This window comes from Porticoccus litoralis, from assembly GCF_030676955.1.
GTDB lineage: Bacteria > Pseudomonadota > Gammaproteobacteria > Pseudomonadales > Porticoccaceae > Porticoccus > Porticoccus litoralis.
This window is the reverse complement of record NZ_JAUUUU010000002.1, coordinates 350,697-376,001: the sequence shown is the minus strand read 5'-3', so window position 1 is coordinate 376,001 and position 25,305 is coordinate 350,697. Positions and strand designations below refer to the sequence as shown.

At 56.5% G+C, this 25,305-nt stretch carries 25 protein-coding genes and 1 tRNA gene; 15 read left to right on the top strand and 11 right to left on the bottom strand.

The window, feature by feature from the left end; all coding sequences use genetic code 11:
* Nucleotides 1-90: 90 nt before the first annotated feature.
* Both tgt and queA read right to left on the bottom strand, forming a co-directional pair.
* Nucleotides 91-1,200 carry a tRNA guanosine(34) transglycosylase Tgt gene (gene tgt / locus Q8A57_RS06105; RefSeq protein WP_439651648.1) on the bottom strand — a complete coding sequence of 370 codons (1,110 nt, stop codon included), beginning with the start codon at nucleotides 1,198-1,200 and terminating at the stop codon, nucleotides 91-93.
* 17 nt (nucleotides 1,201-1,217) lie between these two features.
* Nucleotides 1,218-2,267, bottom strand: coding sequence for a tRNA preQ1(34) S-adenosylmethionine ribosyltransferase-isomerase QueA (queA, locus tag Q8A57_RS06100; protein ID WP_305170083.1), 1,050 nt, complete (start codon nucleotides 2,265-2,267; stop codon nucleotides 1,218-1,220).
* Between the two features lie 131 nt (nucleotides 2,268-2,398).
* Here queA and Q8A57_RS06095 point away from each other — a divergent pair.
* Both Q8A57_RS06095 and Q8A57_RS06090 read left to right on the top strand, forming a co-directional pair.
* A tRNA-Leu gene (locus tag Q8A57_RS06095) sits at nucleotides 2,399-2,485 on the top strand.
* A 502-nt stretch (nucleotides 2,486-2,987) separates the two neighbouring features.
* Nucleotides 2,988-3,944 (top strand): arsenic resistance protein, encoded by a 957-nt coding sequence (locus Q8A57_RS06090; RefSeq protein WP_305170082.1) that lies wholly within the window; start codon nucleotides 2,988-2,990, stop codon nucleotides 3,942-3,944.
* 15 nt (nucleotides 3,945-3,959) lie between these two features.
* Here Q8A57_RS06090 and merA read toward each other — a convergent pair whose 3' ends face one another.
* The 3 genes from merA to merT are packed head-to-tail and all read right to left on the bottom strand — an operon-like array spanning nucleotide 3,960 to nucleotide 6,062.
* On the bottom strand, nucleotides 3,960-5,366 hold the full coding sequence (gene merA / locus Q8A57_RS06085; protein ID WP_022960222.1) for a mercury(II) reductase: 1,407 nt from the start codon (nucleotides 5,364-5,366) through the stop codon (nucleotides 3,960-3,962).
* A 36-nt stretch (nucleotides 5,367-5,402) separates the two neighbouring features.
* The gene (gene merP / locus Q8A57_RS06080; RefSeq protein ID WP_022960221.1) at nucleotides 5,403-5,699 is read right to left on the bottom strand and encodes a mercury resistance system periplasmic binding protein MerP; all 297 of its coding nucleotides are present in this window, start codon (nucleotides 5,697-5,699) and stop codon (nucleotides 5,403-5,405) included.
* A gap of 12 nt (nucleotides 5,700-5,711) precedes the next feature.
* A complete protein-coding gene (merT, locus tag Q8A57_RS06075) occupies nucleotides 5,712-6,062 on the bottom strand; it encodes a mercuric ion transporter MerT (RefSeq protein ID WP_022960220.1) in 351 nt (116 codons plus the stop codon).
* Nucleotides 6,063-6,159: 97 nt separating this feature from the next.
* On the opposite strand from merT, the gene merR reads away from it, so the two are divergent.
* Entirely contained in the window at nucleotides 6,160-6,564 is a 405-nt protein-coding gene (gene merR, locus Q8A57_RS06070) for an Hg(II)-responsive transcriptional regulator (RefSeq protein WP_305170081.1), read from the top strand.
* Nucleotides 6,565-6,672: 108 nt separating this feature from the next.
* Here the strand turns inward: merR and dmeF are convergent, their stop codons facing one another.
* A complete protein-coding gene (gene dmeF / locus Q8A57_RS06065; RefSeq protein ID WP_022960218.1) occupies nucleotides 6,673-7,605 on the bottom strand; it encodes a CDF family Co(II)/Ni(II) efflux transporter DmeF in 933 nt (310 codons plus the stop codon).
* Between the two features lie 73 nt (nucleotides 7,606-7,678).
* Here dmeF and Q8A57_RS06060 point away from each other — a divergent pair, with 73 nt between their 5' ends.
* The 8 genes from Q8A57_RS06060 to Q8A57_RS06025 all read left to right on the top strand — a co-directional run bounded on the left by Q8A57_RS06060 (nucleotide 7,679) and on the right by Q8A57_RS06025 (nucleotide 15,911).
* Nucleotides 7,679-7,954: a metal/formaldehyde-sensitive transcriptional repressor gene (locus tag Q8A57_RS06060; RefSeq protein ID WP_123182368.1), complete on the top strand. Its 276-nt coding sequence runs from the start codon at nucleotides 7,679-7,681 to the stop codon at nucleotides 7,952-7,954.
* Between the two features lie 92 nt (nucleotides 7,955-8,046).
* Nucleotides 8,047-8,361 carry a YkvA family protein gene (locus Q8A57_RS06055; RefSeq protein WP_439651644.1) on the top strand — a complete coding sequence of 105 codons (315 nt, stop codon included), beginning with the start codon at nucleotides 8,047-8,049 and terminating at the stop codon, nucleotides 8,359-8,361.
* 138 nt (nucleotides 8,362-8,499) lie between these two features.
* Nucleotides 8,500-8,847, top strand: coding sequence for a hypothetical protein (locus Q8A57_RS06050; protein WP_305170078.1), 348 nt, complete (start codon nucleotides 8,500-8,502; stop codon nucleotides 8,845-8,847).
* A 63-nt stretch (nucleotides 8,848-8,910) separates the two neighbouring features.
* Nucleotides 8,911-10,221, top strand: a complete 1,311-nt coding sequence (locus Q8A57_RS06045) for a TolC family protein (RefSeq protein ID WP_305170076.1) — start codon at nucleotides 8,911-8,913, stop codon at nucleotides 10,219-10,221.
* Between the two features lie 23 nt (nucleotides 10,222-10,244).
* Nucleotides 10,245-11,459, top strand: a complete 1,215-nt coding sequence (locus tag Q8A57_RS06040) for an efflux RND transporter periplasmic adaptor subunit (RefSeq protein ID WP_305170075.1) — start codon at nucleotides 10,245-10,247, stop codon at nucleotides 11,457-11,459.
* Nucleotides 11,460-11,472: 13 nt separating this feature from the next.
* Nucleotides 11,473-14,619, top strand: coding sequence for an efflux RND transporter permease subunit (locus Q8A57_RS06035; RefSeq protein WP_305170166.1), 3,147 nt, complete (start codon nucleotides 11,473-11,475; stop codon nucleotides 14,617-14,619).
* A gap of 80 nt (nucleotides 14,620-14,699) precedes the next feature.
* Nucleotides 14,700-14,894, top strand: coding sequence for a DUF6316 family protein (locus Q8A57_RS06030; protein ID WP_305170074.1), 195 nt, complete (start codon nucleotides 14,700-14,702; stop codon nucleotides 14,892-14,894).
* A 108-nt stretch (nucleotides 14,895-15,002) separates the two neighbouring features.
* Nucleotides 15,003-15,911, top strand: a complete 909-nt coding sequence (locus Q8A57_RS06025; RefSeq protein ID WP_305170073.1) for a cation diffusion facilitator family transporter — start codon at nucleotides 15,003-15,005, stop codon at nucleotides 15,909-15,911.
* Between the two features lie 105 nt (nucleotides 15,912-16,016).
* On the opposite strand, the gene Q8A57_RS06020 is transcribed toward Q8A57_RS06025, so the two are convergent.
* Complete coding sequence (locus Q8A57_RS06020) at nucleotides 16,017-16,922, bottom strand: cation transporter (RefSeq protein ID WP_369427786.1); 906 nt, start codon at nucleotides 16,920-16,922, stop codon at nucleotides 16,017-16,019.
* Between the two features lie 80 nt (nucleotides 16,923-17,002).
* On the opposite strand from Q8A57_RS06020, the gene cadR reads away from it, so the two are divergent.
* Complete coding sequence (gene cadR, locus Q8A57_RS06015; RefSeq protein WP_305170165.1) at nucleotides 17,003-17,410, top strand: Cd(II)/Pb(II)-responsive transcriptional regulator; 408 nt, start codon at nucleotides 17,003-17,005, stop codon at nucleotides 17,408-17,410.
* Here the strand turns inward: cadR and Q8A57_RS06010 are convergent.
* The 4 genes from Q8A57_RS06010 to Q8A57_RS05995 form a co-directional block, all read right to left on the bottom strand.
* Nucleotides 17,388-19,349 carry a cytochrome c/FTR1 family iron permease gene (locus Q8A57_RS06010; protein ID WP_305170072.1) on the bottom strand — a complete coding sequence of 654 codons (1,962 nt, stop codon included), beginning with the start codon at nucleotides 19,347-19,349 and terminating at the stop codon, nucleotides 17,388-17,390. The two genes, cadR and Q8A57_RS06010, sit on opposite strands and share 23 nt — an antisense overlap.
* 487 nt (nucleotides 19,350-19,836) lie before the next feature.
* Nucleotides 19,837-19,947, bottom strand: coding sequence for a MerR family DNA-binding transcriptional regulator (locus Q8A57_RS06005; RefSeq protein ID WP_231580283.1), 111 nt, complete (start codon nucleotides 19,945-19,947; stop codon nucleotides 19,837-19,839).
* On the bottom strand, nucleotides 19,925-21,382 hold the full coding sequence (locus Q8A57_RS06000) for a Cu(+)/Ag(+) sensor histidine kinase (RefSeq protein ID WP_305170071.1): 1,458 nt from the start codon (nucleotides 21,380-21,382) through the stop codon (nucleotides 19,925-19,927). The genes Q8A57_RS06005 and Q8A57_RS06000 overlap by 23 nt, the downstream gene beginning before the upstream one ends.
* Nucleotides 21,369-22,061, bottom strand: a complete 693-nt coding sequence (locus tag Q8A57_RS05995; RefSeq protein ID WP_027951203.1) for a heavy metal response regulator transcription factor — start codon at nucleotides 22,059-22,061, stop codon at nucleotides 21,369-21,371. The genes Q8A57_RS06000 and Q8A57_RS05995 overlap by 14 nt, the downstream gene beginning before the upstream one ends.
* A 184-nt stretch (nucleotides 22,062-22,245) precedes the next feature.
* Between Q8A57_RS05995 and Q8A57_RS05990 the strand changes: the two genes are divergently transcribed.
* From Q8A57_RS05990 to Q8A57_RS05980, 3 genes are read left to right on the top strand one after another with little or no spacing between them, the layout of a single operon-like run.
* The gene (locus Q8A57_RS05990) at nucleotides 22,246-24,093 is read left to right on the top strand and encodes a copper resistance system multicopper oxidase (RefSeq protein WP_305170070.1); all 1,848 of its coding nucleotides are present in this window, start codon (nucleotides 22,246-22,248) and stop codon (nucleotides 24,091-24,093) included.
* Complete coding sequence (locus Q8A57_RS05985) at nucleotides 24,090-24,935, top strand: copper resistance protein B (protein WP_022960196.1); 846 nt, start codon at nucleotides 24,090-24,092, stop codon at nucleotides 24,933-24,935. The genes Q8A57_RS05990 and Q8A57_RS05985 overlap by 4 nt, the downstream gene beginning before the upstream one ends.
* A 52-nt stretch (nucleotides 24,936-24,987) precedes the next feature.
* Complete coding sequence (locus tag Q8A57_RS05980) at nucleotides 24,988-25,284, top strand: hypothetical protein (RefSeq protein ID WP_305170069.1); 297 nt, start codon at nucleotides 24,988-24,990, stop codon at nucleotides 25,282-25,284.
* Nucleotides 25,285-25,305 lie beyond the last annotated feature (21 nt).

Below are 25,305 nucleotides of genomic sequence, written 5' to 3'. Positions count from 1 at the left end.
GCGGGCCATTATAGGCTGAATTGAACGGGCTTGCCGAACCCGTCAGAAATAAAAGTTACCCGATGGTATATGGGGACGAAGCAACGTAACTCAAGTTGCCGGGGTGAGGCCCTGCTCCCGGTAAAACTGTTCGGCAAACCCATCGAGGCGCTGTTCCTCAATTGCACGGCGGATATCCGACATCAGGTTCTGGTAATAACGCAGGTTATGAATGGTGTTGAGTTGTGCGCCGAGAATCTCTCCACACTTTTCCAGATGATGCAGGTAGGCCCGGCTGAAGTTCTGGCAGGTATAGCAGTCACAGTTGACGTCGAGCGGGGCCGTATCATGGCGGTGAACCGCGTTGCGAATTTTCACCACCCCGCCACTGGTGAACAAATGACCATTACGGGCATTGCGGGTGGGCATCACGCAATCAAACATATCAATGCCGCGACGCACTGCCTCGAGAATATCCTGGGGCTTGCCCACCCCCATCAGGTAGCGGGGTTTGTCGGCGGGCATTTTTGGTGGAAGGTGATCGAGGACACGAATCATATCTTCCTTGGGCTCTCCTACCGACAAACCACCGATGGCATAGCCGTCAAAACCGATGTCTTCCAGACCTCTAAGGGACTCCTCACGCAGAGCTTCGTACATGCCACCCTGAACAATCCCGAACAGCGCCGAGGGATTATCGCCATGGGTATCCTTACTGCGTTTTGCCCAGCGCAGGGATAGCTCCATAGAGGACTTGGCCTGTTCTAGCGTCGCTGGATAGGGCGTGCACTCATCAAAAATCATCACCACATCGGCGCCAAGTTCATGTTGGACGCGGATCGATGACTCCGGATCGAGAAACACCGGGCTACCGTCGATAGGTGAGCGAAAGGAAACTCCTTCCTCGGAAATCTTGCGGATATCGCCGAGGCTGAAAACCTGAAAACCACCGGAGTCGGTAAGAATGGGGCCAGGCCACTGCATAAAGTCATGCAGATCTCCGTGCTCCATCACCACCTGGGTACCGGGTCGCAGCATCAAGTGAAAGGTGTTGCCGAGAATGATCTGTGCACCGATTTCCCCGATATCCCGGGGTAGCATACCTTTCACCGTGCCACAGGTACCGACTGGCATAAAAGCCGGTGTTTCCACCACACCCCGGGGAAATTGCATCCGGCCACGTCGTGCCTTGCCATCACTGATATCCAGCTCAAACGACATGAAACAATCACGACTCATTACGGCATATCCTCTCTGGCATTAGGGTTACACGTCAGGAACATGGCGTCCCCATAACTGAAAAAACGATAACGCTCAGCAACGGCTTCTTTATAAGCCCTCATGATGCGGGAAAACCCTGAAAAGGCACTGACCAACATCAGCAATGTAGATTCTGGCAGGTGAAAATTGGTGATCAGCGCATCCACGACCCGGAATTGATATCCCGGGTAAATGAAAATATCAGTTTCGCTATTCATGGGCACAATCTGCCCTGCTGCCGCAGCACTTTCCAGGCAGCGCACACTGGTAGTGCCCACTGCAATCACCCGACCACCCCGGGCTTGGGTTTCCACCACCTGCCGACAGACCTCTTCAGACACATCAATGACTTCCGCGTGCATCTGGTGGTCGAGGATATTATCCACCCTCACCGGCTGAAATGTGCCGGCCCCCACATGCAGAGTGACATGGGCGATTTCCACACCCAGGGCTCGCAACTGAGCAAGCAGGTCTTCATCAAAGTGCAAACCCGCTGTCGGCGCCGCTACCGCACCGGGTTTTTCTGCATAAACTGTCTGGTAGCGTTCACGGTCCAGTTTGCCATCTGCGCGATCAATGTAAGGCGGCAATGGCATATGACCATGGGTTTCCAGGATATCCAGCGCTGACCGGTCGCCCTGAAAATACAGACAGAAAAGCTCCCCTTCCCGACCTGTGACTTCGGCAACAACATCACCCTCGAAATGAATTGTTGTCCCTGGCTTCGGGGACTTGCTGGCACGCAGATGTGCCAGCACATTGCGTTCATCCACCAGGCGCTCCACCAGCATTTCAACTTTGCCACCACTGGCTTTATGGCCATAGAGACGCGCCGGAATCACCCGGGTGTTGTTAAACACCATCAAGTCACCAGGCCTGACCAGTTCTGCGAGGTCGGGGAACTGTCGATGAGAAAGCTCACCACTTTCCCCGTCCAGCACCAGCAAGCGGCTGCCGCGACGTTGCGCTGCAGGCTGACGCGCTATCAGCTCATCGGGCAAATGGTAGTGAAAATGGTCGCGGCGCATAATCTCTGATCGTGGTGCGGTGAAAGGCCGCAAGGGTAAAGGAAATCACCTGACAGGGCCAGCAAACCCATGCTTCCAAAAGGGTACATCTATTGATTCTGCAAGGGCCGCTGCTATAATCGCGCCCCTGTGCCAGAGTGGTGAAATTGGTAGACACAGGGGATTCAAAATCCCCCGCCCTTAAAAGCGTGCCGGTTCGAGTCCGGCCTCTGGTACCATCCCCCCCTTACATAAACGCAACGGATTATTTTATACCCCACAACCTAGATAGAAATTCTGGGATACAACTGGGATACAAATCTGAGTAATGTGAAGAAATCTAAAGCATGCCTTCTAATAAACATTTCAAGCTACACCACACCTATTACCAAAGCTAAAGACTATAGCTTTCTACCCTCTCGAAATATCTCAGTATGTCCATGAGCAATTGACCAGCTTCTTTAGGTTCTACTAACCTTACATCCGTGACCCCGCTCAACAGGGTCAGAACCTGCCAAACTGGGGAAAAACCAACAACCCTTTAGGGACACCCTCCCCTCTACTAGCCGGCAAAAAGGTGAAATGCTGGCACTGGCCATTTTACCGTATCTCTCCCGACACCGCCTAAAGAGATTTCAGTCCTTTCGATGAGTCTGCCGAAACCCTTAGGGCGTGTCCCGGGAGCTCATTGCGCACCAATGATACTATCGTGCCCTCGAAAAACAGCAGGAACAGCTTTAAATGCGCGAACAACTGGAGCGATATCAGGTCTGGATTTATCTGGTTGCCATCCTGGTCGGCATGGCCATCGGCTGGATGTCACCAGAGCAGACCCGTCATTGGGAAGTGTTGCTTTGGCCGGCCCTAGGTGTTCTTCTGTATACCACTTTCACTCAGGTACCACTGATACATCTCAGGTCGGCATTTCGTGATCGCCGCTTTCTGGCCGCTTTGCTGACGGGCAATTTTATCCTGATACCGGTGGTCGTTGGTCTTCTGTTGTGGCTGTTACCGGATGATCCCGCTATTCGTCTCGGCGTGCTGCTGGTACTGCTGGTGCCCTGTACGGACTGGTTTATCAGTTATACCCATCTCGGTGGTGGGGACGGTGCCCGGGCCATCGCGGCCGCGCCGATCCTGCTGATTGTGCAGCTCATTTTGCTACCCGTTTATATCTGGCTTTTCATGGGCAATATCGCCATTGAGCTGGCGGTCGGCAGCCACTTGCTGCCAGCCTTCTTCGGATTGATTGTCACCCCACTGATCCTGGCCTGGTTAACCGAACAGTTGACGGAAAAGCACCCGCGCGCGCAAACACTGGTGGACTGGCTTGGGTGGCTGCCCGTGCCGTTGCTGGCACTGGTGGTGTTTCTGGTTGCCGGCTCCCAGGTCAGCCTGGTGATCGACAGTGGCGCCCTGCTGTGGTCGGCGCTTGTGGTTTTTGTGCTTTACCTGATTGCCGCCGCCATTATCGGCAAGGGGCTCAGTGAGCTATTCGGGTTCACGCCCACTATCGGCCGTACCCTCACCTTCAGCTTTGGTACCCGCAACTCCTTCGTCATGCTGCCGCTGGCGCTGTCACTGCCGGAGCCCTGGCGTGCCGCCATCGTTGTCATCGTCTTCCAATCCCTGGTCGAGTTGTTCGGCATGGTCGCATATCTGCGCTGGCTGCCGCGCCTGATCAGGAATGCCGACTGAGCCGGGAACGCAGCCTTACCCGGCGCAACAGGACAATTGAGTCACATCCGTGGTAAAAGTCTGGGCGCAGAGCTTGAGCCCTTCCACCATGGTCAGGTAGGGAAACAGCTCTTCAGCCATTTCCTGCACGGTCATATTGGCCCGCATCACCATTACTGCCGTCTGGATCAGTTCTCCAGCCTCGGCGGCAACTGCCTGCACTCCCAGCAAGCGGCCTGAATCCTGTTCGGCCACCATTTTGATAAAGCCTTGGGTGTCGAAATTCACCAAGGCGCGCGGCACGCTGTCCAAACTGAGCACGCGAGTATCGACCTGCAACCCCTGCGTGGTCGCCTGTTCTTCCGTCAAGCCAACGGTCGCCACCTGCGGATCGGTAAAAATCACCGCCGGCATGGCGCTGAGGTCAAGCAGAGCGTCGCCGCCGCTCATGTTGACCCCGGCCCGGCTGCCCCCGGCGGCGGCCACATAGACGAACTGGGGGTGATCGGTGCAATCGCCCGCCGCATAGATGCCTGGCACGTTGGTTTGCATTCGCCCATCCACCTGAATCGCGCCACGCACTGTCTTCACGCCAATCTGTTCCAGACCCAACCGTTCGGTATTGGGTGTGCGTCCGGTGGCGATCAACAACTGCTCTGCTCGCAATTCCCCGGCATTGGTATCCAGTATGAACTCTCCATCGGCGTAATCGACCCGGCTGGCCTGGGTCCGCAGCAATACCCGAATGCCTTCCTGCTCAAAGGCCTTCCGAATAACATCGCCTACAGCCGGATCGTCACGGGATAGCAACCGGCTACGCGCCAGGATGGTTACATGACTGCCCAGCCGCGCAAAGGCCTGGGCAAGCTCCAATGCCACCGCTGATCCCCCGATCACCAGCAGGCGCTCTGGGATGATGGATAGCGACAAGGCGGAGGTGGAAGTCAGGTACGGCGTATCGGCCAACCCCGCAATGGGTGGGATCGCCGGCCGCGCACCCGTGCCGATAAATGCCCGATCAAATTTGATCCGCCGCACTTCGCCCTCCGTGGTGGTGACGTCGAGCGCATTGGCCGTCACGAATTGCGCTGTTCCCTGGATCAGGGTAATGGCCGGGTTGTCACGTAGAATACTGGCATACTTGGCCTCGCGCAGTGCTTCCACCAATCCCTGCTGTTGTTCCAGCAATTTGCCACGATCCACAGTTGGCGCCCAGACATCAATGCCCTCGTCAAAGGGACTTTGGCGTCGCAAGTGCGCGATCTTCGCCGCTCGGATCATCGTCTTGGATGGCACGCAACCGGTATTCACGCAGGTGCCACCAAGGGTGGCTCGCTCGATCACGGTTACCCGGGCGCCGCGTTCCGTCGCTTTCAGTGCCGCGGCCATGGCGGCACCGCCGGTACCGATGACAGCAATGTGAATCGCTTGCGCTTCACTCATGACGGTTTCCTATCCGAAAATTACCCTACAATCTCATTACTTCTGATCTGCCGAGCTTTGTTTGAGGGTAGATGGATAACCGGCATTGGCCGTGGCCTCCGTCAACTCTGTAACGGAGGTTTGCGTGTCCTCGAAGGTGACCCTGGCTTCGCGCTGCTCGAAGCTGACATCGACCTGCCTGACACCGTCAACCCGCTTGAGCGCAGTCATTACGGTGATCGGGCAGGCGGCGCAGGTCATACCGGGCACATCCAGCGTGACGGTCTGCTCCGCGCCCCAGAGGGGTAGACTGAACAGGGCAAACAGTGAACTTACAAGTAAGGACTTTTTCATGTTGCGGACCTCTCAGTAAAACAGGGGTAGGACATAGGGGAACACCGCAGCGATGGCGATCAGTAACGCTACGAACCAGAAGGCGGCTTTGTAAACGCCATGCACCCTGGGTGCAGCGCACACATCGCCGGGTTCACAAGCCCTGGTGGGCCGGTATATCTGGCGCCAGGCCAACACCATGGCCACCAGGGCAGCGCCCAGAAACCAGGGACGATAGGGTTCCAATGCGGTTAAATTACCGATCCAGGCGCCGGAAAACCCCAGCACCACCAACACCAACGGTACCAGGCAACAGGCAGAGGCCAGCAAGGCTGCGACACCCCCGGCAAGCAACGAACCGCGTCCCGGTTTGGATTCAGGCATGGGCAAACCTCCTGTTGTTTTATTCACCACTGTGGCAAGCTTATCTCCGTAGTCGACTACGGAGTCAAGCAACGTGTCCGGTTCTCAAAACACATCCATGACCATCGGCAGTCTGGCCAAGGCCGCAGAGATAAACGTCGAAACTATTCGCTACTACCAGCGGCTGGGGCTGATGACAGAGCCTGAGAAGCCCTTAGGCGGGATTCGCCGCTACGACGAGGACGCGCTGGCACGGCTTCGATTCATCCGCAGGGCGCGATGGCTGGGATTCAGTCTGGAGGAAATCGGAGAACTGCTGAAACTCGAAGACGGCACCCATTGCGACGAGGCCAAAGCACTGGGCGAGCGCAAGCTGGGCAACGTGCGAGACAAGATCCGCAGTCTTCAGCAAATTGAAGGCGTGCTCGACCAACTCGTCGAGGAGTGCTGCACCCAGAAGGACAATGTCACCTGCCCACTGATCGCATCCCTCCACGAGGGGTTTGAGGCAGTTACTCCATGATGGCAGCAGCAGATCCGCATCTCGAAAAGGCCCATGCATCCCTATCTACTCACGATGCAATCATCGAAGATTTGGCAGCGCATCAAAGATCAGGATGATTCCGGCTGGCTACCCTCTGACTTGATTCAACTCCACGGTCACATGAGCAAGCTCTTTGTGTACGCCTAAATACCGTTTGATATCGTCAGGCGCTACGGTTTCATCCACCACGAGCGACAAGATGCACGCGTAGCTCCCCTTCCCTACTCGCCAGACATGCAAATCCGATATTGCCGCCTCTACCGGCGCCGACTTGATGGCATCGTGTATCTCCGCCACCACAGGCGCATCCATTTCTGCATCCAGAAGCACGCGACCGGTATCCCGCAAAAGCCCGTAGGCCCAGGCGGACACCAGGCCTGCACCCACAATACCCATTACCGGGTCCAGCCAACTGGCCCCCCACCACTTGCCCCCAAACAAGGCGACAATGGCCAATAGAGAGGTTGCCGCATCGGTCATGACATGTAGATAGGCAGAACGCAGGTTGAGGTCGTGATGATGGTGATGGCTATCGTGGCTATCCGTGCCATGATGATGAGCATGACCATCTTTCAATAACCAGGCACAGGTGAGATTGACCAACAAACCTACCATGGCAATCAGGATCGCCTGGTCATAGTGAATGGGGCTCGGTGCCAGCAAGCGTTCAACGGATTGAAACAACATCAACCCGGCGACTCCGACCAACAAAATCGCACTGGTATAGCCGCCCAGGATTTCAATTTTCCAGGTGCCGAAGGCGAAGCGTTTGCTATGGGCCAAACGCCGTGCTGCGCCGTAAGCCAGGACCGACAAACCCAACGCCATGGCATGGGAACTCATGTGCCAACCATCGGCCAATAGCGCCATGGAGTTGTAAATCCATCCCCCGGCGATTTCCACCACCATGGTAATTGCGGTGAGCCAAACGGCCCACCGGGTGTTTCGTTCCGCTAACGGATTGCCGTCATCAAAAATATGGGAGTGCTGCCAAGGAATGGTGTTGTCAAATTTTTCCACAGGACTGGTACCTTAATGCATCGCGACATATACTATACCCCAGTATATATTTACACACTAGAGAACAGTGCATATGGCACACACCAACAGGGATCAAAAAAAGCTCTTAACCCGGGTTCGACGCATTAAGGGGCAGGCAGAAGCCATTGAAAAAGCCCTGGATCAGGGCAAGGATTGCACAGCCATACTGCAACAGATAGCGGCCATACGCGGTGCTATCAATGGCCTGATGTCCGAAGTGCTCGAAGGTCATCTGCGTGAACATCTAGGTGCCGAGGACATTTCTCAGGCGCAGCGTCAGCAGGAACTCGATGATGTCATCGGCATACTGCGATCGTATTTGAAATAGGTCATTTAACGATTAATTCCGAAATACCGGTGAAGACATTGCGAACGCAGCTAAAAAGATGGGCCAGACATATCAGGCAGGACATGTATACGGTGTGGCCGGTTGCGCGGGACTCTCGCACCCCTCTGCACACCAAAATACTGGCCTTCGTCGTCGGTGCCTATGCTTTTTCACCTATCGACCTCATTCCAGACTTCATCCCGGTCATTGGTTACCTGGATGACTTATTGATCGTTCCGGCGGGCATCTGGCTGGTAGTAAAAATGACTCCAAAGATTGTCATTCATGAGAATCGCGAACGCGCTAGACTCCACCACCCAACGCCGATCAGCCGGGTCGCGGCAGGCGTCATTATCAGTCTGTGGCTATCTGCAATAGCGGTATCAATCTATCTATGGGGATATTGATGACGCAATTTAACTATCGCCTCCACTTGATTTGCTCAGGCCAGCGCACCAGTGCCTCACGTAACCCCATGGGGGTCCAGTCGTTTCAATGTGGTTGCCTTTCTGCTAGGCTCACGATCAAATTCCGGGACCACTTGCATGATTAAACGCTGTTTCATAGTCGCAATGACGCTGTTGATTGCCTTGCAGTCAGTGGCGTCTATTGCCTATGAAACACAACCGCACAACCCCGCAATGCCACATTATGATGCGCATTCACACGAATCAGCGGATTTTAAAAGCGAAAATCAGACAACCAAGTCGTCTCCCGACAGCCCCAGTCATTCAGCGGACCATTGCCATCACAGCCATAGCTGCTTTCACATGGTGTTGCTGGGAACCCTCACAGACATTTCCGGCGTGACGGCGGGAATAGTACTGTCCGACTACCAAGCCAACTTCACCACCGGGGTTCAATCCTCCCTTTTCCGCCCTCCCATTTCCTGACCCTGCGAATATCTTCCCCACCCGGGGAACAACTGTCATTTAGACTTTCGTAGGAGCAGCCTCATGCTTTTCAGAATGCCCATGCAAACTGGGCGGCGCGCAATGCCGTGCCACTTTATTATCCATGCCTTTTGCCTTCTAACGCTGGCATTCGGTTCCACCCTGGCACATGCCGGTGACAAACCACTCACTCTGTCCGAGGCCCTCTCGCGGGCCATGGCGCAAAACCCGGGCCTCCAGGTCTTCGATTTTCGCCTTCAGGGCCTTGAGGGTCGCCGCGTTACGGCAGATCAAAATCCTGCCCTGGAGGCCGGCCTGGAAGTGGAAAACTTCCTCGGCAGCGGCAATCTGGAAGGGGTCGACGGGGCGGAGTACACCCTGTCCTTGTCATCGGTCCTCGAACTTGGCGGCAAGCGTCAGGCCCGCGTCAGCGTGGTTGACTCACGATACGGGCGGGTCGAGGCCGAGCGCCGGGCCGAAACGCTGGATGTGCTCGGACAGGTGACCCAGCGCTTTGTCGCCACACTGGCCCTGCAGGAAAAACTCGAACTGGCCGCTGAAGCTGTGGCGCTGGCCGAGGCCACCCACGAGATCGTCGCCCGACGCGCCGACCAGGGTGCCGCGCCCCAGGCCGAGGTCATGCGCGCCAGGGCGGCGCTCACCCGGAGTCGTATTGAGCAGTCCCGTCTGCGAGCCACCTACGAGAGCCGGAAAATGGCTCTGGCTTCGCTGTGGGGTGATACCAGCCCGGACTTTCAGATTCTGGAAGGCGATCTGTTCCAGTTCGGTTCCTCCGACAACTTCGATGCCCTGTACCAGCGGGTCAGCGACAGCCCAGCCATTCAAATCTACGCCAGCGAACAGCGTATCCGCGAAGCGGAGATTCAGCTGGCGCGCAGCGAGTCCGAGAGCGACATCCGTTGGCAGGTCGGCATCCGGCGTTTCGAAGAGACGGATGACACCGCCTTGACCGCTGGTTTCTCCGTACCGCTCTTTTCCGGACGGCGCAATCGGGGCGAGGTGCAGGCCGCCCTGGCGGCGCGGGATGAGGTCCGATTCCGCCGGGAGGATACCCTGCTGCGCCTCCATTCGCGCCTGTTCGACGCCTACCATTTGCGGCAACAAAGTATCGAGACTGTTGAGCAGATTCGCAGCCAAATGCTTCCCGACCTGACCGAGGCACTCACTCAGACCCGCGAAGCCTATGAAAACGGCCGCTACAGCTATGTGGAGTGGACCGCCGCACAGCGGGAGCTGCTCTCCGCACGGGAGGCACTGGTGGACGCCGCCACCACGGCGCTGCTCAACCAGGCGTTGATCGAACAACTTACGGCGCAGCCACTCGCCACTGTCCCGGGCGCCCCGGCGCGCTAACCCAAAAATTCAGGATTCACACCATGCAACTGATAAAACAACTCTGTCTGATTCTGGTGGCCAGCTGCCTTGCCATCAGTCCCTTACAAGCCGCCGAGGAACAACACGACGAATCGCAGGCCGAGGCTAAAGGGCCTCACGGCGGCATACTGCTGCAACAGAACGACGCCACCGTCGAACTGCAAATCTTTGAGCAGGGCGTTCCCCCGGAATACCGGGCCTGGGTCACCAGGGATGGCCGCGCCGTTACCGATGATATTGACCTCAATGTCCAGCTCACCCGCCTGGGCGGGCAAGTGGACACATTCGACTTCGCCTACCAGGGGGACTACTGGCTGGGGGATGGTGTGGTGACCGAACCACACTCCTTCGACGTAGAAGTGATCCTCGCCATGGACGGCAAGAACTACCGCTGGCACTGGGAATCCCACGAAGGTCGGACCCGGATCGCCCCGGCTATCGCCCAAAAAGCGGGTATCACAACGGCCGTAGCCGGGCCGGGTGCTATCGAGCGCAGCCTCACCACCTACGGCAGCCTGACCACGGCACCGCAGCAGATTGCCCGGATCCGCGCCCGTTTCCCGGGCGTGGTCAGCCAGGTGAAGGTCAATCTGGGCGATCGGGTCGAACGTGGTGACGTACTCGCTCAAGTAGAATCCAACGAAAGTCTGCAGACCTACGCACTGCGCGCGCCCATCGACGGGATCGTCATTGAGCGTCGGATCAGCAACGGGGAAATGGCCGGGGAGCAACCCCTATTCGCCATTGCCGATTTGACCACTCTGTGGGCCGAATTCAAGGTCTTCCCCGGCCAACGGGCCGAGGTTGCCATTGCCCAGAAAGTCCGACTGAAGGCTGACGGCATCGAGCGGGAAGGTACCATACGCCACCTGCTGCCGGCACCCAGTAACGCGCCCTACACCCTCGCCCGGGTTGAAGTTGACAATGCCGAGGGACTGCTGACCCCGGGTTTGCTGGTGGCCGGGGATATCGTGGTGGAAACGGTGGAGGCCCCCTTGGTGGTTGACAACCGCGCCCTGCAATCCTTCCGGGACTGGACCGTGGTGTTTATTCAGGTGGATGACACCTACGAGATCCGCCCACTGGAGCTGGGCCGCAGCGACGGCAACCTGACTGAGGTGCTGGGCGGCCTGCAAGCAGGCGATCGCTATGTGGTGGAAAACAGTTATTTGATCAAGGCCGATATCGAAAAATCCGGCGCATCTCACGACCACTAACCAGGAGGCTATGATGATCAATGCCATCTTACGCCTCTCGGTAGAGCGGCGGTTTTTAATGTTATCCCTTATTCTGGTGCTGGTCGGCGTGGGCGTGTGGAGCTTTCAACGCCTGCCCATCGACGCCGTGCCGGATATCACTAATGTCCAGGTACAGATCAACACCGAGGCACCGGGCTATTCGCCCCTGGAGGCAGAGCAACGCATCACCTTCCCGGTGGAAACGGCCTTGTACGGCCTGCCCAACCTGTCCTACACCCGCTCCCTGTCCCGCTACGGCCTGTCCCAGGTGACGGTGGTGTTCGAGGAAGGCACGGACATCTATTTCGCCCGCAATCTGATCAATGAGCGATTGGGCGCCATCAAGAGCGCACTGCCTCCCGGCCTGGAGCCGGAGATGGGTCCCATCGCCACCGGTCTTGGCGAGATCTTCATGTATACCGTAGAAGCCCTGCCCGGCGCCACTCAAGCGGATGGCAGTCCGCTGGACGCTACGGCACTGCGGGAGATCCAGGACTGGATTATCAAACCCCAGTTGGCCCAGGTGCCCGGCGTGATCGAGGTCAACACCATTGGCGGCTACGACAAGCAGTACCACGTTACGCCGTCGCCCCAACGGCTACTGGAGTTCGGCATCACGGTGGATGAACTGGTCAGCGCCCTTCGGGCCAATAACACCAATCGCGGCGCCGGCTATATCGAACGCAACGGTCAACAGCTATTGGTGCGCTCGCCCGGGCAGCTGGCCACCATTGGCGATATTGAAAAGGTGGTGATTGCCAACCGGAATGGTGCGCCAGTCCGGGTAGCCGATGTAGCTGATGTGGCCATTGGCAAGGAGCTGCGCACCGGAGCCGCCACACGCGACGGCAGGGAAACGGTGATGGGCACCGCCATGATGCTGGTGGGGGAAAACTCCCGGGCGGTAGCACAGGCGGTGGCCGAGAAACTGGACGCCATTCAGCCCTCGCTGCCCGACGGCGTCAAGGTGGAGGCGGTATACGACCGCACGGCGCTGGTGGACAAGGCCATCGCCACGGTGGAGAAAAACCTGCTTGAAGGGGCCCTGCTGGTCATCGTGGTGCTGTTTCTGTTGCTGGGCAACCTGCGCGCCGCCTTGATCACGGCAGCAGTCATTCCGCTTTCGATGCTGGCCACCATAACCGGCATGGTGCGGTCTGGCGTGTCCGCCAACTTGATGAGCCTGGGGGCGCTGGACTTCGGCCTGATCGTCGACGGCGCGGTCATCATCGTCGAGAACTGTATCCGGCGCCTGTCCCAGGCCCAGCACAATGGTCAACTAGCCCTCAAGGAGCGACTGCAACTGGTGTTCGAGGCCACCAACGAGGTCATTCGCCCCAGCCTGTTCGGTGTCGCCATTATTACCGTGGTGTACCTGCCGATCTTTGCCCTCACTGGGGTCGAGGGCAAGATGTTCCACCCCATGGCGGCCACCGTGGTGATGGCCCTGCTGTCGGCCATGGTGTTATCACTCACCGTGGTGCCCGCCGCTGTGGCGGTCTTCATGGGCGGCAAGATCAGCGAAAAGGAAAGCCCGGTAATCAGCGGCGCCAAATCGCTCTACAGGCCCGCGCTGCTGTTGGCTATGAGGTTCCGCTGGCTGGTGTTGGGCGGCGCGACCGCGCTGGTGGGGGTCTGCATCTGGCTAGCGACCACTTTGGGTTCGGAGTTTATTCCGCAACTGGATGAAGGGGATATTGCTCTCCATGCCCTGCGCATCCCGGGCACCGGGTTGGAGCAGTCCATCGAGATGCAATCGCAGCTGGAAGAACGGCTGAAGGCCTTTGGGGAGGTGGACAAGGTGTTCGCCAAGATCGGCACGCCGGAAGTGGCCACCGACCCCATGCCCCCCAGCGTGGCGGACAACTTCGTTATCTTGAAGCCCCGCAGCCAATGGCCAGATCCAGACAAAACCAAGGATGAACTGGTGGCGGAAATGGCAGAAGCGGTGGAAATGCTTCCCGGCAACAAGTATGAGTTCACCCAGCCCATTGAGATGCGCTTCAACGAATTGATCTCCGGCGTGCGCGCCGACCTCGGTATCAAAGTGTTCGGCGATGACCTGGATCAGTTGCTGACATCGGCCAACGACGTCCTTGAGGTTGTGGAATCCATGGAGGGCGCTGCCGATACCCGGGTCGAACAGGTGACCGGCCTGCCCATGCTGTCGGTACACCCCAAGCGCATGGCGCTATCCCGCTACGGGCTGACAGTGGATGATCTCCAGGATCTGGTGGCAGCCGGTGTCGGGGGCGAAAACGCCGGCCTGATTTACGAAGGCGACCGCCGCTTCCAGTTGGTGGTGCGTCTGCCCGAAGACATCCGCCGGGATGTGGACAGCCTCGCGGACCTGCCAGTCCCCCTGCCGGACGGCGGCTATGTGCCCCTGTCGGAAGTGGCCGAGCTGGAGCTGGCTCCGGCGCCCAACCAGATCAGCCGGGAAAACGGCAAGCGTCGGGTGGTGGTCACCGCCAACGTGCGGGACCGCGACCTGGGCGGATTTGTCGAGGAAGCACAGGCGCGCATTGCGGACGACGTGGACCTACCTCCCGGATACTGGCTGGATTACGGCGGGACCTTCGAGCAACTGCAGTCCGCCAGTCAGCGGCTTGCCATCGTGGTGCCCGTGACCCTCGCCATCATCCTCGCACTCTTGGTGATGGCCTTCGGCTCCCTCAAGGATGCCTTGATCATCTTCACCGGCGTGCCACTGGCCCTCACCGGCGGGGTTCTGTCCCTGTGGCTGCGAGACATGCCCCTGTCGATCTCGGCGGGTGTTGGCTTTATCGCCCTCTCCGGGGTGGCGGTGTTAAACGGCTTGGTGATGATCGCCTTTATCCGCGATCTGTGGCACGAGCAGGGTGACCTGATGAAGGCCATTGTCGAAGGCGCCCTGATCCGCTTACGGCCGGTATTGATGACCGCTTTGGTCGCTAGTCTCGGCTTTGTGCCCATGGCCCTCAATACCGGCACCGGCGCCGAAGTACAGCGTCCTCTGGCGACCGTAGTGATCGGCGGGATTATCTCGTCCACCCTGTTGACGTTGTTTGTACTCCCTGTGCTCTATGCGTTGTTGCATGGCAGAAGTGCCAGTAACTCCACGCCCACAGGTGACACTAAGCACGACACTGATAGTTAACCAACACTCCATCATGGGGGAGGGATCTCCCCATGATTTTTTCAACGTTCTTTTATTGCGGTTTATATCCTGGAAAGACTATGAACGATTCACCCAAGCAACGAAAAGATGACCCGAAGGAAGCTCCACACTTTCGAACCCATCGCATCCACGCCATTAACAGTGACTGGTATTTTTTAACCCGTGAAGGTCAAAATATCGGGCCATTCCCGAACAAAAAAACGACCGAAGACAGCCTCGCGGAATTCCTGAAAACTGTCAAAAAGGATGAGTAGCCAATGGCCCAAATTCCACAAAGTCACCAAGGCACAGGCGACCAGGCACAGAGTAAGCTGAATACAGCAGATGCCTCTTTATAAATAGCCCCTAACAAGGTTAAACCAATGAGCCACGACCATGTGCATATGCCCCCCGAGACCAAAGAAAAACGCGTTGCTATCGCCATCTGGGCGAACGGGATCCTGACCCTGGCTCAGATTGGGGGAGGTATCTTTGCCGGTAGTCTCGCCCTTATCGCGGACGCCTTGCATAATTTTTCAGACATGGCGTCACTCGTCATCGCGTTCGCGGCGCAAAAAATTGCGCGCCGCCCGGCTGACGCAAAGATGACCTTTGGTTACGGACGCATTGAAATCGTTGCAGCCCTCATCAACTACACTACCTTGATTATTATCGGGTTCTACCTGATTTACGAAGGTGGCATGCGGATAATCGATCCTCCAGAGGTAAAGGGCTGGTGGGTCGTCTGGCTTGGTGGTATCGCCTTGGCCGTGGACGCATTGACAGCGTTGCTCACCTATTCGATGCAAAAAGACAGCGTCAACATCCGCGCACTGTTTCTTCACAATCTGTCGGATGCGCTCGCGTCGGTCGCCGTGGTCATTGGCGGGACCCTTATTTTACTCTACGACATGCGCTGGGTTGATCCTGCCATCACCATCGGCATCGCGGGCTACATTCTCTACCTGGGTCTGACAGAAATCGGCGGTACTATCAGAACCCTCATGCTGGGCAGCCCGGTGGATATCGATACCGATGCCGTCATTGTTGCCCTGTCCAACATCGAAGGCGTTATCGATCTTCATCACGTGCATTTTTGGCAGATGGGCGAACACGATGCCTCGCTGGAGGCCCATGTGATTATCGAGGAAAGTGCATGGGATCAGCTTGAGAATATCAAATACAGGATAAAACAGGCTCTGGCGCAGGAATTCAACATTAGTCATTCAACACTGGAATTCGAGCACCCGGACCACATGCACAAGGATGCCCACACCTATGGGCACGGTTGACAGAAAATTCTCCATAAGCATCGGCGAGAGCGGCGACTATTTTAATAGGCCGCCCAGGCGCGGAATTTTGCCGGCATGAATCCGAGCAGCGAGAAAGGGCCAGGACTAATAGCGCAGTTGCAGAATACGCCGGGCGCCATTCAGCACAATCAGCCCGATGATCAGACCAATGACCAGGTCGGGATAACGGGAGCCCGTCCAGGCGACCAATACACCGGCGACGATAACCCCCACATTGGCGATGACATCATTAGCGGAAAAGATCCAACTTGCTTTCATGTGTGCACCGCCGTGCCGGTTTCTTGCGATAAGCACCAGACACCAGACGTTGGCCGCCAGGGCCACAAGACCAAAACCCATCATTAACGCGGATACAGGTTCGCTGCCGAAGACAAATCGCCGCCCGACTTCAGCCAGGACTCCCAGCGCCAGAATCAACTGCAGCCAACCGGAAAAATGCGCCGCGCGCAGCTTCATCCGCACACTGTGTCCAACGGCATACAGTGCCACGCCGTAGACGGCGGCATCAGCAAACATGTCCAAAGAATCCGCGATCAAGCCAGTGGATTGCGCCAGCCAGCCTACTGTCAGTTCAACCACGAACATAACGCCGTTGATGGCCAGCAACCACTTCAGTATACCGGCTTCGACCTGGGCGGTTGCCTCTTCCTTCTCCCTGGCCAGGACTAAATCCTCTTCCCCCACCGGGGTGGTTTTTTCGAGCGTGGCACCCAGCCCCAGGGAGCGCATCCTCTCCTCGATGGCAGCCCCATTGTCGCCATGGAATACCCGCACCTTCCGATTCGGTGTATCGAACTCCAGTAAAACCCGGGGCTCAATACTGTCCAAGGCCATGCGGATCATCCCCTCTTCCGACGGGCAGTCCATTTTTGGTACCCGGTAGTCACTGACATAGCCATGTTGAAAAGCCGTATCAGTATTCGCTATCCCAGAGGCGGGGACATTGGCAACCTTCGCGCTCTGGCAGCCGTCATTGCACGGGTCAGACATTGAAAAAGCCCTTGAGGATGTACAGACGGTCACTATAAACTCTATAACAACTATAGAGTCAATCGGAATATTGAGAGATGATAAAAATCGGCGAACTGTCGAAAGTGACTGGCTGCTCCGTGCAAACCATCCGGCATTATGAAAAGGAACAATTGATTGCCTCCGCAGAACGCAGTGAAGGTAATTTTCGCCTGTACGATGAAGCTGCCGTTGAGCAATTGCTGTTCATCAAACACTGTCGCAGCCTGGATCTCAGTTTGCCGGAGATCCGGCAGCTTTTGGCTTTAAACCGTTCTCCAGGTGCGCAATGTGATGATGTGAATCGGATGATGGATAGGCATATCGAGCAGGTGGAGGCGCGTATCCAGGAGCTCACCAAGCTAAACGAGCAACTGAGAAAGCTGCGCCGCAGTTGCTCAAACCGTCGGACAGTGAAGCAGTGCGGCATATTGCGGAATTTGTCGGCTACTCCGGTTTCGAGCGGGTGACACCCGGTTCCAAAAACTCTCCTGAACGTTCTGCAACAGGGGCATTTTTCCGCTGCCTTCTCGCCAACCCCAGAAAGACCAGGAAAACCACCAGTACCGACAATTGCGCCAGGATCCCCTGCCAGGTGGATTTGACGCCGGCCCAATCGAATTCAAAACTGACAGGCAATGGGGTAATACCGATAAGATCCGCTTCCTGAAGTGCCGACATCGCCTTACCCATGAGGATAAACGCCAGGGCCAGCAACAGGTAGGTGGTGACGGAAAAGAATCTGGCAATGGGTAATTTCACTGAATAACGCACCAGCAACCAGGCCAATACCGCCAGCAAAGCAGTGCCGGCTACAAAGCCGCTGAATACGGATGAATATTGAGCGGCTGCAGCCTGGGTCAGCAGCGCCTGATAAAACAAGACCGTTTCAAAGACTTCACGATAAACCGCAATAAATGCCAGCAGCGCAAGGCCCCACAGGGTACCCGCAGTCAGGTGGGAGTTGATGTGCTGCTGGATATAGGCCTGCCACTGGGTAGCATGGGTTTTACTGTGCATCCAGATGCCGACATAGAGCAACACGACCGCCGCCAATAGGGCCGCAACACCTTCCATGACTTCGCGACTGGCACCGCTGATACTGACCAGGGACTGCGCGGCAGCCCAGGTCGCAACTCCGGCCACCAATGCCGTTACCCAACCCAAATGTACATACCGAAGTCCGTCACGCCGACCGGTTCGCACCAGCACAGTAACCAGGGCAATGACCACGAGCAAGGCTTCAAGCCCCTCCCGCAACAGGATCACCAAGCTGGCACTGAACAGGGTCGCATTGGACAAGGTAGATTCCGAAAGCAATCGATCCGCATCATCCAACCTTGCCAGCGTCCGGCCCACAGCGCTTTCCACCTCGCCCGGGGGCTGTGCCTGCTTCAATAATTGTCTTATCGCCATCATATCGGCTTCGAGCGTCTGGCGGAGTGCTTTATCCTGCGCATCCAGGCTGTTTTCGACCAATTCAAAGCCATCCAGATAAGCGCTGACCGCCAGTGCTTGTGCTGTCTGATAATCGCCGCGCTGGTGTGCCTCTTGTGCTAGCAGCAGTTGGTCGCGGGTGATTTTCAGAGGATTGGTCGATTCCTGGAATAACAGTTCTGGCTTTGCGCGCAGCCGTTCGATCCCCTTCTGCGTCATATCCGGGTGTTCTGCAGCGAGTTGCGCCGGCGTGTGGTTAACCATCTGTGACAAGGTGACGCCAGGTGCCTCGCCTGTAACCTCAGCGCCGGATTGAAATGCCAATCCGCCGACGTGGAACGCCAGCGACCAGCGTTGCTCTTCCGTCAGTTGGGTAAATGCCGGCATTGCGGTATCGGCTATGCCATTGGATATGGCGTCGTACAGGCCCAGAAGTGACCGGTTCAAGGCTCGCTCTTTGCTGGTGAAATCGGTTGGAGCGGGCTCCAGCTGTTCGGCCATCACACCATCGCCCCCACCGGCTGCGCCATGGCAAGAAGCGCACTGGCTCTCATACAACCCTTTGACGGTCGCTTTCGACAACAGATGATCCGGCAGGGACGACTGCGGCATCAGTGCCAACAACGTACCCCGCAGGCTGCCGCTCATTTGCCGAATTGTTTCAATAGCCTGTTTGTTCTGGATGGCTTCCTGTAAAGCCTTGGCCTGATCTGTCAGGTCGCCAGCGTCGGCTGATTTATCCTGAATCTCAGAAATATTCGTCACAATGAGCTGGGAGAACTCCAGCATTTCCTGATATTCACCGTCATTGACCACATGGCCATCTTTGACGGCTTCCACGTAATCCACAGCAATGTATTCGGCCAGCTGTGCCAATTGACGCATCTGAGCCCAGCCGTCATCACTCATCTCGGCCTGACTAGTCGCTGGAAGCAAACACGATAAGCCCAGCAGCAGTACTGAGACATTCAAAACAAATTGCTTCGGGCTTATAAAACGGTATATCCAGTGCGCCTGCATTAACGAGATCTCTACTTGGCTTGTTGCTAATGATAATTAATCTCAATTCTAATGCCTATGGTAGCTATAGAGTCAAGTGTGTGACTGGTTTGTTGGCATTCCTGACAACACGGCTCCTGTCGGCACACGGGATATCCTTCTGCCTCCATTGAGCTGCTCTCATAACCAGTCGTACCCGCAGTCCGGGGCCGTGCAGAATGGCATTACGGTGCGTATCTTCTGTCGGAGCAACCTCACGCATCGCACTCCTCTTGCGTTTGTACATTGGACTGGTTGAGATACACCAGCATGATCATCCTGATCTTCACGGCGACCCCGGACAATGCGATTCTCTAGGCGCCAACAGATTATCGATTTCTTACAAAGTGGATCCTAGCTCTTGGGCTCATTTCATGAAGAAGACCCGCTTCAGAGTGGCTTTTGGGTTGGTGCGGTATCCTTAAGCTGGCTTTAGCGGCTGTTCGATAAGCCCGAGGCGTTCGTAATAACGAATAGTTTCGACACTGACCCGAGCTGCTTGTGCCAGTTTACCGATGGTCAATTGACTCATCACTTTCTCCCGTAGCACTCACCTCTACATCAGCCATGCTGGGTAAACTGATCGTGAAGCGCGTGACGCCGCGTTCGGAGATCACCGCGATGTTTCCTTCATGGGCCTCGACTATGGACTTGACGATAGCCAGCCCCAAGCCAGCACCTTCGCTTTGGCGTTGCCGGGAAGGATCGACCCGGTAAAACCGGTCGAAAATCCTGAGCAAATGCTCGGCTGAAATTTCTGGCCCCGGATTTTGTACGCTTAGTAACGCCCTACCCTCACCCGATGAATCCAGCCGGATCAGCACACTTGCCCCCGCGGGCGCATGACGTAGGGCATTGGACAGCAGATTAGATAACGCGCGCCTCAGCATGGCGCGGTCACCCTGTATGATCGGCGCCTTTCCCTCCAATACCAATTCGATGTGTTTTTCCTCCGCCAGCGCCTCGAAAAAATCGAACAGCTCGCGCACTTCACGAGCCAGATCCAGCGGTTCCCAGACAGGCTTGAGCAGGCCGTGTTCGCTCTGGGCCAGCCAGAGCATGTCATTAACCATCTTGGTCAGGCGCTCCTGTTCTTCCAGGTTTGAATATAGCAGTTCGCGATATTCTTCCAGGCTTCTGGACTTACCCAAACCCACCTGGGTCTGGGTGATCAGGTTGGTCAAAGGCGTGCGCAATTCATGGGCAATATCGGCGGAGAAATAGGATAGTCGAACGAAGCTGTCTTCCAAGCGGCCAATCATATGATTAAAGGAACAGACAAGGTTTTGCAGTTCCCGGGGAACGGTGCTAGGGTCTAGACGCACATGAAGGCGATCCGCCTGAATATCACTCATTGTCGCACTCAGCTCGCGCAAGGGCGCGTGCCCCTGGTGCACGCCATACCAGGCCGCCAAGAGAGTCACCGCGCCTGCCAGCACCATAATCATCCACAAACTGCGCCGAAAATTTTCCAGAAAGTGGATATGGAAATCCATATCGATAGCAGCAACGATGCGATAATTCTGGTCTTCAATGCGGGTATGCGTGATAGTGCCACGGTAGGTTTTGCCATCAGTTTGCCAGGTATAAAGATTGTCTACCTGAATACGGCTCACAGGAGAATAGGTGTTTTCTTGTGGCGAAGGTCCACCCTCCTCAGGACCATAGACCAAACGTCCCGCATCATCCCACACTTGAAAGTAGACACCATGGTGACCAGAAACAGCTCGCGCAAGGGCGCCCTCCGGTGCCGAGTCCTGATCTTTCGCCGATTGTAGAGCGTCTTCAACAGCACGAGTAATCACCACCAACTCGTCGGCATCCTGTTCAGCAAAATGGCGCTCTACTTCATTCAGCACGAGATAACCGATCATCAGTAAACTGAAACCGATAGCCATCGCGACAAACAGCATCACCCGGCTGTTGAGTGACAGTGGTCGTCTCCGGGCGAGACTAACTTTCGTCATGGTCGTCCTCGACCTCCAGCTTGTAACCCAAGCCGCGCACAGTGTGAATCAGCTTGGGTTCATAATCGTCATCGATTTTTGCCCTTAGGCGCCGTATGGCCACGTCAATGACATTGGTGTCGGAATCGAAGTTCATGTCCCACACCTGGGAGGCGATCAAGGAGCGCGGCAGTACTTCGCCCTGTCGCCGGACCAACAGCTCCAGCAAACAAAACTCCTTGTGGCTGAGATTGATCTTGCGGCCGGCGCGCGTGGCCCGGTGCCGCGGCAAATCCAGGGTGAGGTCGGCGACTCTGATCTGATCCGTCATCACCGGCACCGCACTGCGGCGCAACAGAGTGCGCACCCGGGCCAGCAGTTCCGCAAAAGCGAAGGGCTTGACCAGGTAATCATCAGCCCCCAATTCAAGGCCTTTAACGCGGTCATCCACGCTGTCGCGGGCGGTCAGGAACAGCACTGGTGTCTGACGGCCAGCCTCGCGCAACGACTGCACGATTCGCCAGCCGTCAACATCCGGCAGCATGACGTCCAGCACCAGCAAATCAAAGGTCTCGGTCATCGCCAAATGATGGCCGTCGAGGCCATTGCGCACCAGCGTGACCAGAAAGCCCGCCTCGGTCAGTCCCTGCTGTAAATAATCGCCGGTCTTGATTTCGTCTTCGACCACCAATAGCCGCATCGTTGCACTGCTCCGTATGTTCAGAATGGGTTTGGAAACAGCCTAAACCTGGCTAACCCACAAGAAGATGACGACTAGATTACAACTTTGTCATTTTGAAGTCATGCGGGTGACAGGCTCGGCTGGCTAGTATGCGGAGTCAGAACGTGGAACAACCATCACTTATTCGAAAAGAGATTGACTCATGACCCATGGTTTCCCCCGACCCAAGCAGCCCTGGCAGCTTAGTCGCCGCCGCTTCGTGCAGGGCCTGGCAGCCGGTGGCGTGCTGGCCGCCACACCGTCCTGGTTGCAGGCCGCCGCAAAAGGCGCGACCGCGCTGGGCTCGGCACCGGTACTCAGCGGCCGTGAAATCGACCTGGTAATCGCCGCAACACCTGTCAATTTTACCGGTGTCACACGTATGGCTACCACCATCAACGGCTCCATTCCGGCACCGACGCTACGGCTGCGCGAGGGCGATGACGTCACCATCCGCGTCACCAACCGATTACCTGTTTCTACCTCTATTCACTGGCACGGCATCTTGCTGCCCTATCAAATGGATGGTGTGCCGGGGATCAGCTACCCAGGCATCGCACCGGGAGAAACCTTTGTTTACCGCTTTACCCTCCGCCAGAGCGGCACCTATTGGTACCACAGTCACTCCGGCTTTCAGGAGATGACCGGGATGTACGGCGCCCTGATCATTGAGCCGCGGGCAGGCGAAAGACACCGTGCCGACCAGGATTATGTGGTGCAGCTGTCCGACTGGACCGACGAAGATCCAATGCATACCTTCAGCAAGCTGAAAGTACAAAGCGATGTCTACAACTTCAATCAGCCCACCTTTTTCGATTTCACAGCCGATGTTTCAAAGATGGGCTTACAGGCAGCCCTGGAAAAGCGCCAGATGTGGAACCAGATGCGGATGAACCCGACCGATCTGGCGGACCTGTCGGCGGCCACCCTCACCTTCCTAATGAATGGCACCACCCCGGCGGGCAATTGGAGCGGGTTGTTCCAGCGCGGTGATCGCGTACGGCTTCGTTTTATTAATGCCGCCAGCAACAGCTTTTACGATATCCGCATTCCCGGTTTGAAGTTAACGGTGATCCAGGCAGATGGCCAGGATGTCGAGCCGGTCACTGTGGATGAATTCCGCTTTGGCCCCGGCGAAACCTACGATGTCATGGTCGAGCCACAGGACGACGCTTATACGATCTTCGCCCAGAGCATGGAACGCAGCGGTTACGCCCGCGGCACCCTGAGTGTGCGGCAAGGTTTAACAGCGCCTGTGCCAGAACCCGATTCGCCCGAGTGGTTAACCATGAAGGATATGATGGGAGCAATGGGTGGTGGCGCCATGGGCCACGACATGATGAAAATGGACTCCATGGGCCAAACCAAGATGGATCATTCCCAAATGTCCGGCGGTATGGCCATGGACCACAGTATGCACGGCATGCAGCAGGGTTCTGAGAACCCGCTTGCCAAACCTTCATCTACCATACGCCACGCCCGAACCGAATACGGGGCTTCGGTTGACCAACGGGTGGATACGCCAAGTACCAATCTCGACGACCCCGGTATTGGCCTGCGTAACTTAAGCCAGCGTGGGCTGCGCCCACAGGGCCACCGCGTGCTGACGCTGGCCGACCTGAAATCCATCGATGGTGTGCTGGATGACCGCCGCCCGCCCGCAAGAGAGCTGGAACTACACCTTACCGGCAATATGGAACGCTATAGCTGGTCCTTCGACGGGCTTGAATTCGGCAAAAGCACACCAGTCTCCTTGCGTCATAACGAACGCGTTAGAATCATTTTGCAAAATGACACCATGATGACCCACCCCATGCACTTACATGGTATGTGGAGCGAACTGGAAACTGACCAGGGTGAATTGCGAGTGCGCCGCCATACCATTCCCGTGCAACCAGCGCAGCGCATCAGCTACCTGACCACACCCCATGATCTGGGCCGCTGGGCCTGGCATTGTCATTTGCTGTTCCATATGGATGCGGGCATGTTCCGCGAGGTGGTGGTGTCATGAGACTTAATACGGTGAAATATCTCACAACACTGGTTGTTATTGTCGGTGCCCTTCAAGTAAATACGGCCCTGGCGCAAATGGATCACGGCGATATGCAAATGCAGGGTGGTAGTGCGCCAGCCGATGCCCGCGATCCCCACGCTTATTCCGACGGTTACACCTTGACCGAAGGCCCCTATGCACAGCCGGGGCCACGGCAACTGAAACTGGCGGACGAGCACGCCTTCTGGTCCGTTCTGGGCGATCGCCTGGAGTATCAGGAAGACAGCGATAGCACGGTTTACGATATACAGGCCTGGTATGGCACCACCTACAACCGCTTTGTCATCAAAGCGGAGGGTGATATCGCAGACGGCACGCTGGAAGAAAGTTCTACCGAGCTGTTGTGGGGCCATGCGCTCAACGCCTATTTCGACACCCAATTCGGCGTTCGACTTGACCAATATGACGAAGGTAAGGATCGCCAGTGGCTGGCAATTGGTATGCAAGGCCTGGCGCCCTACTGGTTTGAGCTGGATGTGACTGCCTATGTTGGCGACGACGGTCGGACCGCACTCTCTGCCGAGGCCGAGTACGAGTTGCTGCTGACACAGCGGCTCATTTTACAGCCCCGCGCGGAACTGAATCTGTATGGCAAGGATGATCTTGATAATAGATTGGGGTCGGGCCTCTCGGATCTCGCCTTGGGCTTGCGCCTGCGTTACGAATTCAGCCGTCAATTTTCTCCCTACATCGGTGTGGAATGGACAGACACCTATGGCGACACAGCCGATTACCGCCGCGCGGCAGGCCAAGATACGTCAGGCACCCAATTCGTCGCGGGACTGCGATTCTGGTTTTAACAATCACCAAGTTGATATAGAAACTTTTTAAACACCTATGAGGAACACCTTTATGAATATGAAAACACTAGCCACTATCATCGTGTTCTCCACACTGGGCATCGCTTTCTCAGCACAGGCCCATGAACCTAAAGAACATATGAAAGACGCTGAAAAACCGGATTGCACCGCCATGAAAAATATGGATCACAGCAAGATGGACATGAATGATCCGGTGATGCAGGCCATGATGCAGCAGTGTATGAAAGACATGCACCAAGATAATCAAGCTTCAGAAAACGCAAACCAAGAAGACGGCGGACAGAAAGAACACACCGCGAATGATGAATCGATTGAACACAAACACTGACGACCCACGGTCTATCATTTC

Excerpts from the sequence above, each read along its gene's own strand:
- merT (WP_022960220.1), bottom strand. The coding sequence starts at position 6,062 with ATGCCTGAATCCAAACCGGGACGCGGTTCGTTGCTTGCCGGGGGTGTC.
- Q8A57_RS06025 (WP_305170073.1), top strand. The coding sequence starts at position 15,003 with ATGAGCCACGACCATGTGCATATGCCCCCCGAGACCAAAGAAAAACGC.
- Q8A57_RS06040 (WP_305170075.1), top strand. The coding sequence starts at position 10,245 with ATGCAACTGATAAAACAACTCTGTCTGATTCTGGTGGCCAGCTGCCTT.
- Q8A57_RS06090 (WP_305170082.1), top strand. The coding sequence starts at position 2,988 with ATGCGCGAACAACTGGAGCGATATCAGGTCTGGATTTATCTGGTTGCC.
- tgt (WP_439651648.1), bottom strand. The coding sequence starts at position 1,200 with ATGTCGTTTGAGCTGGATATCAGTGATGGCAAGGCACGACGTGGCCGG.
- merR (WP_305170081.1), top strand. The coding sequence starts at position 6,160 with ATGACCATCGGCAGTCTGGCCAAGGCCGCAGAGATAAACGTCGAAACT.
- Q8A57_RS06045 (WP_305170076.1), top strand. The coding sequence starts at position 8,911 with ATGCTTTTCAGAATGCCCATGCAAACTGGGCGGCGCGCAATGCCGTGC.
- Q8A57_RS05990 (WP_305170070.1), top strand. The coding sequence starts at position 22,246 with ATGACCCATGGTTTCCCCCGACCCAAGCAGCCCTGGCAGCTTAGTCGC.
- merP (WP_022960221.1), bottom strand. The coding sequence starts at position 5,699 with ATGAAAAAGTCCTTACTTGTAAGTTCACTGTTTGCCCTGTTCAGTCTA.
- Q8A57_RS05995 (WP_027951203.1), bottom strand. The coding sequence starts at position 22,061 with ATGCGGCTATTGGTGGTCGAAGACGAAATCAAGACCGGCGATTATTTA.
- Q8A57_RS06030 (WP_305170074.1), top strand. The coding sequence starts at position 14,700 with ATGAACGATTCACCCAAGCAACGAAAAGATGACCCGAAGGAAGCTCCA.
- Q8A57_RS06000 (WP_305170071.1), bottom strand. The coding sequence starts at position 21,382 with ATGACGAAAGTTAGTCTCGCCCGGAGACGACCACTGTCACTCAACAGC.
- Q8A57_RS06035 (WP_305170166.1), top strand. The coding sequence starts at position 11,473 with ATGATCAATGCCATCTTACGCCTCTCGGTAGAGCGGCGGTTTTTAATG.
- queA (WP_305170083.1), bottom strand. The coding sequence starts at position 2,267 with ATGCGCCGCGACCATTTTCACTACCATTTGCCCGATGAGCTGATAGCG.
- Q8A57_RS05985 (WP_022960196.1), top strand. The coding sequence starts at position 24,090 with ATGAGACTTAATACGGTGAAATATCTCACAACACTGGTTGTTATTGTC.
- Q8A57_RS06005 (WP_231580283.1), bottom strand. The coding sequence starts at position 19,947 with ATGAGTCAATTGACCATCGGTAAACTGGCACAAGCAGCTCGGGTCAGT.
- merA (WP_022960222.1), bottom strand. The coding sequence starts at position 5,366 with ATGAGTGAAGCGCAAGCGATTCACATTGCTGTCATCGGTACCGGCGGT.
- Q8A57_RS05980 (WP_305170069.1), top strand. The coding sequence starts at position 24,988 with ATGAATATGAAAACACTAGCCACTATCATCGTGTTCTCCACACTGGGC.
- Q8A57_RS06060 (WP_123182368.1), top strand. The coding sequence starts at position 7,679 with ATGGCACACACCAACAGGGATCAAAAAAAGCTCTTAACCCGGGTTCGA.
- Q8A57_RS06050 (WP_305170078.1), top strand. The coding sequence starts at position 8,500 with ATGATTAAACGCTGTTTCATAGTCGCAATGACGCTGTTGATTGCCTTG.
- Q8A57_RS06020 (WP_369427786.1), bottom strand. The coding sequence starts at position 16,922 with ATGTCTGACCCGTGCAATGACGGCTGCCAGAGCGCGAAGGTTGCCAAT.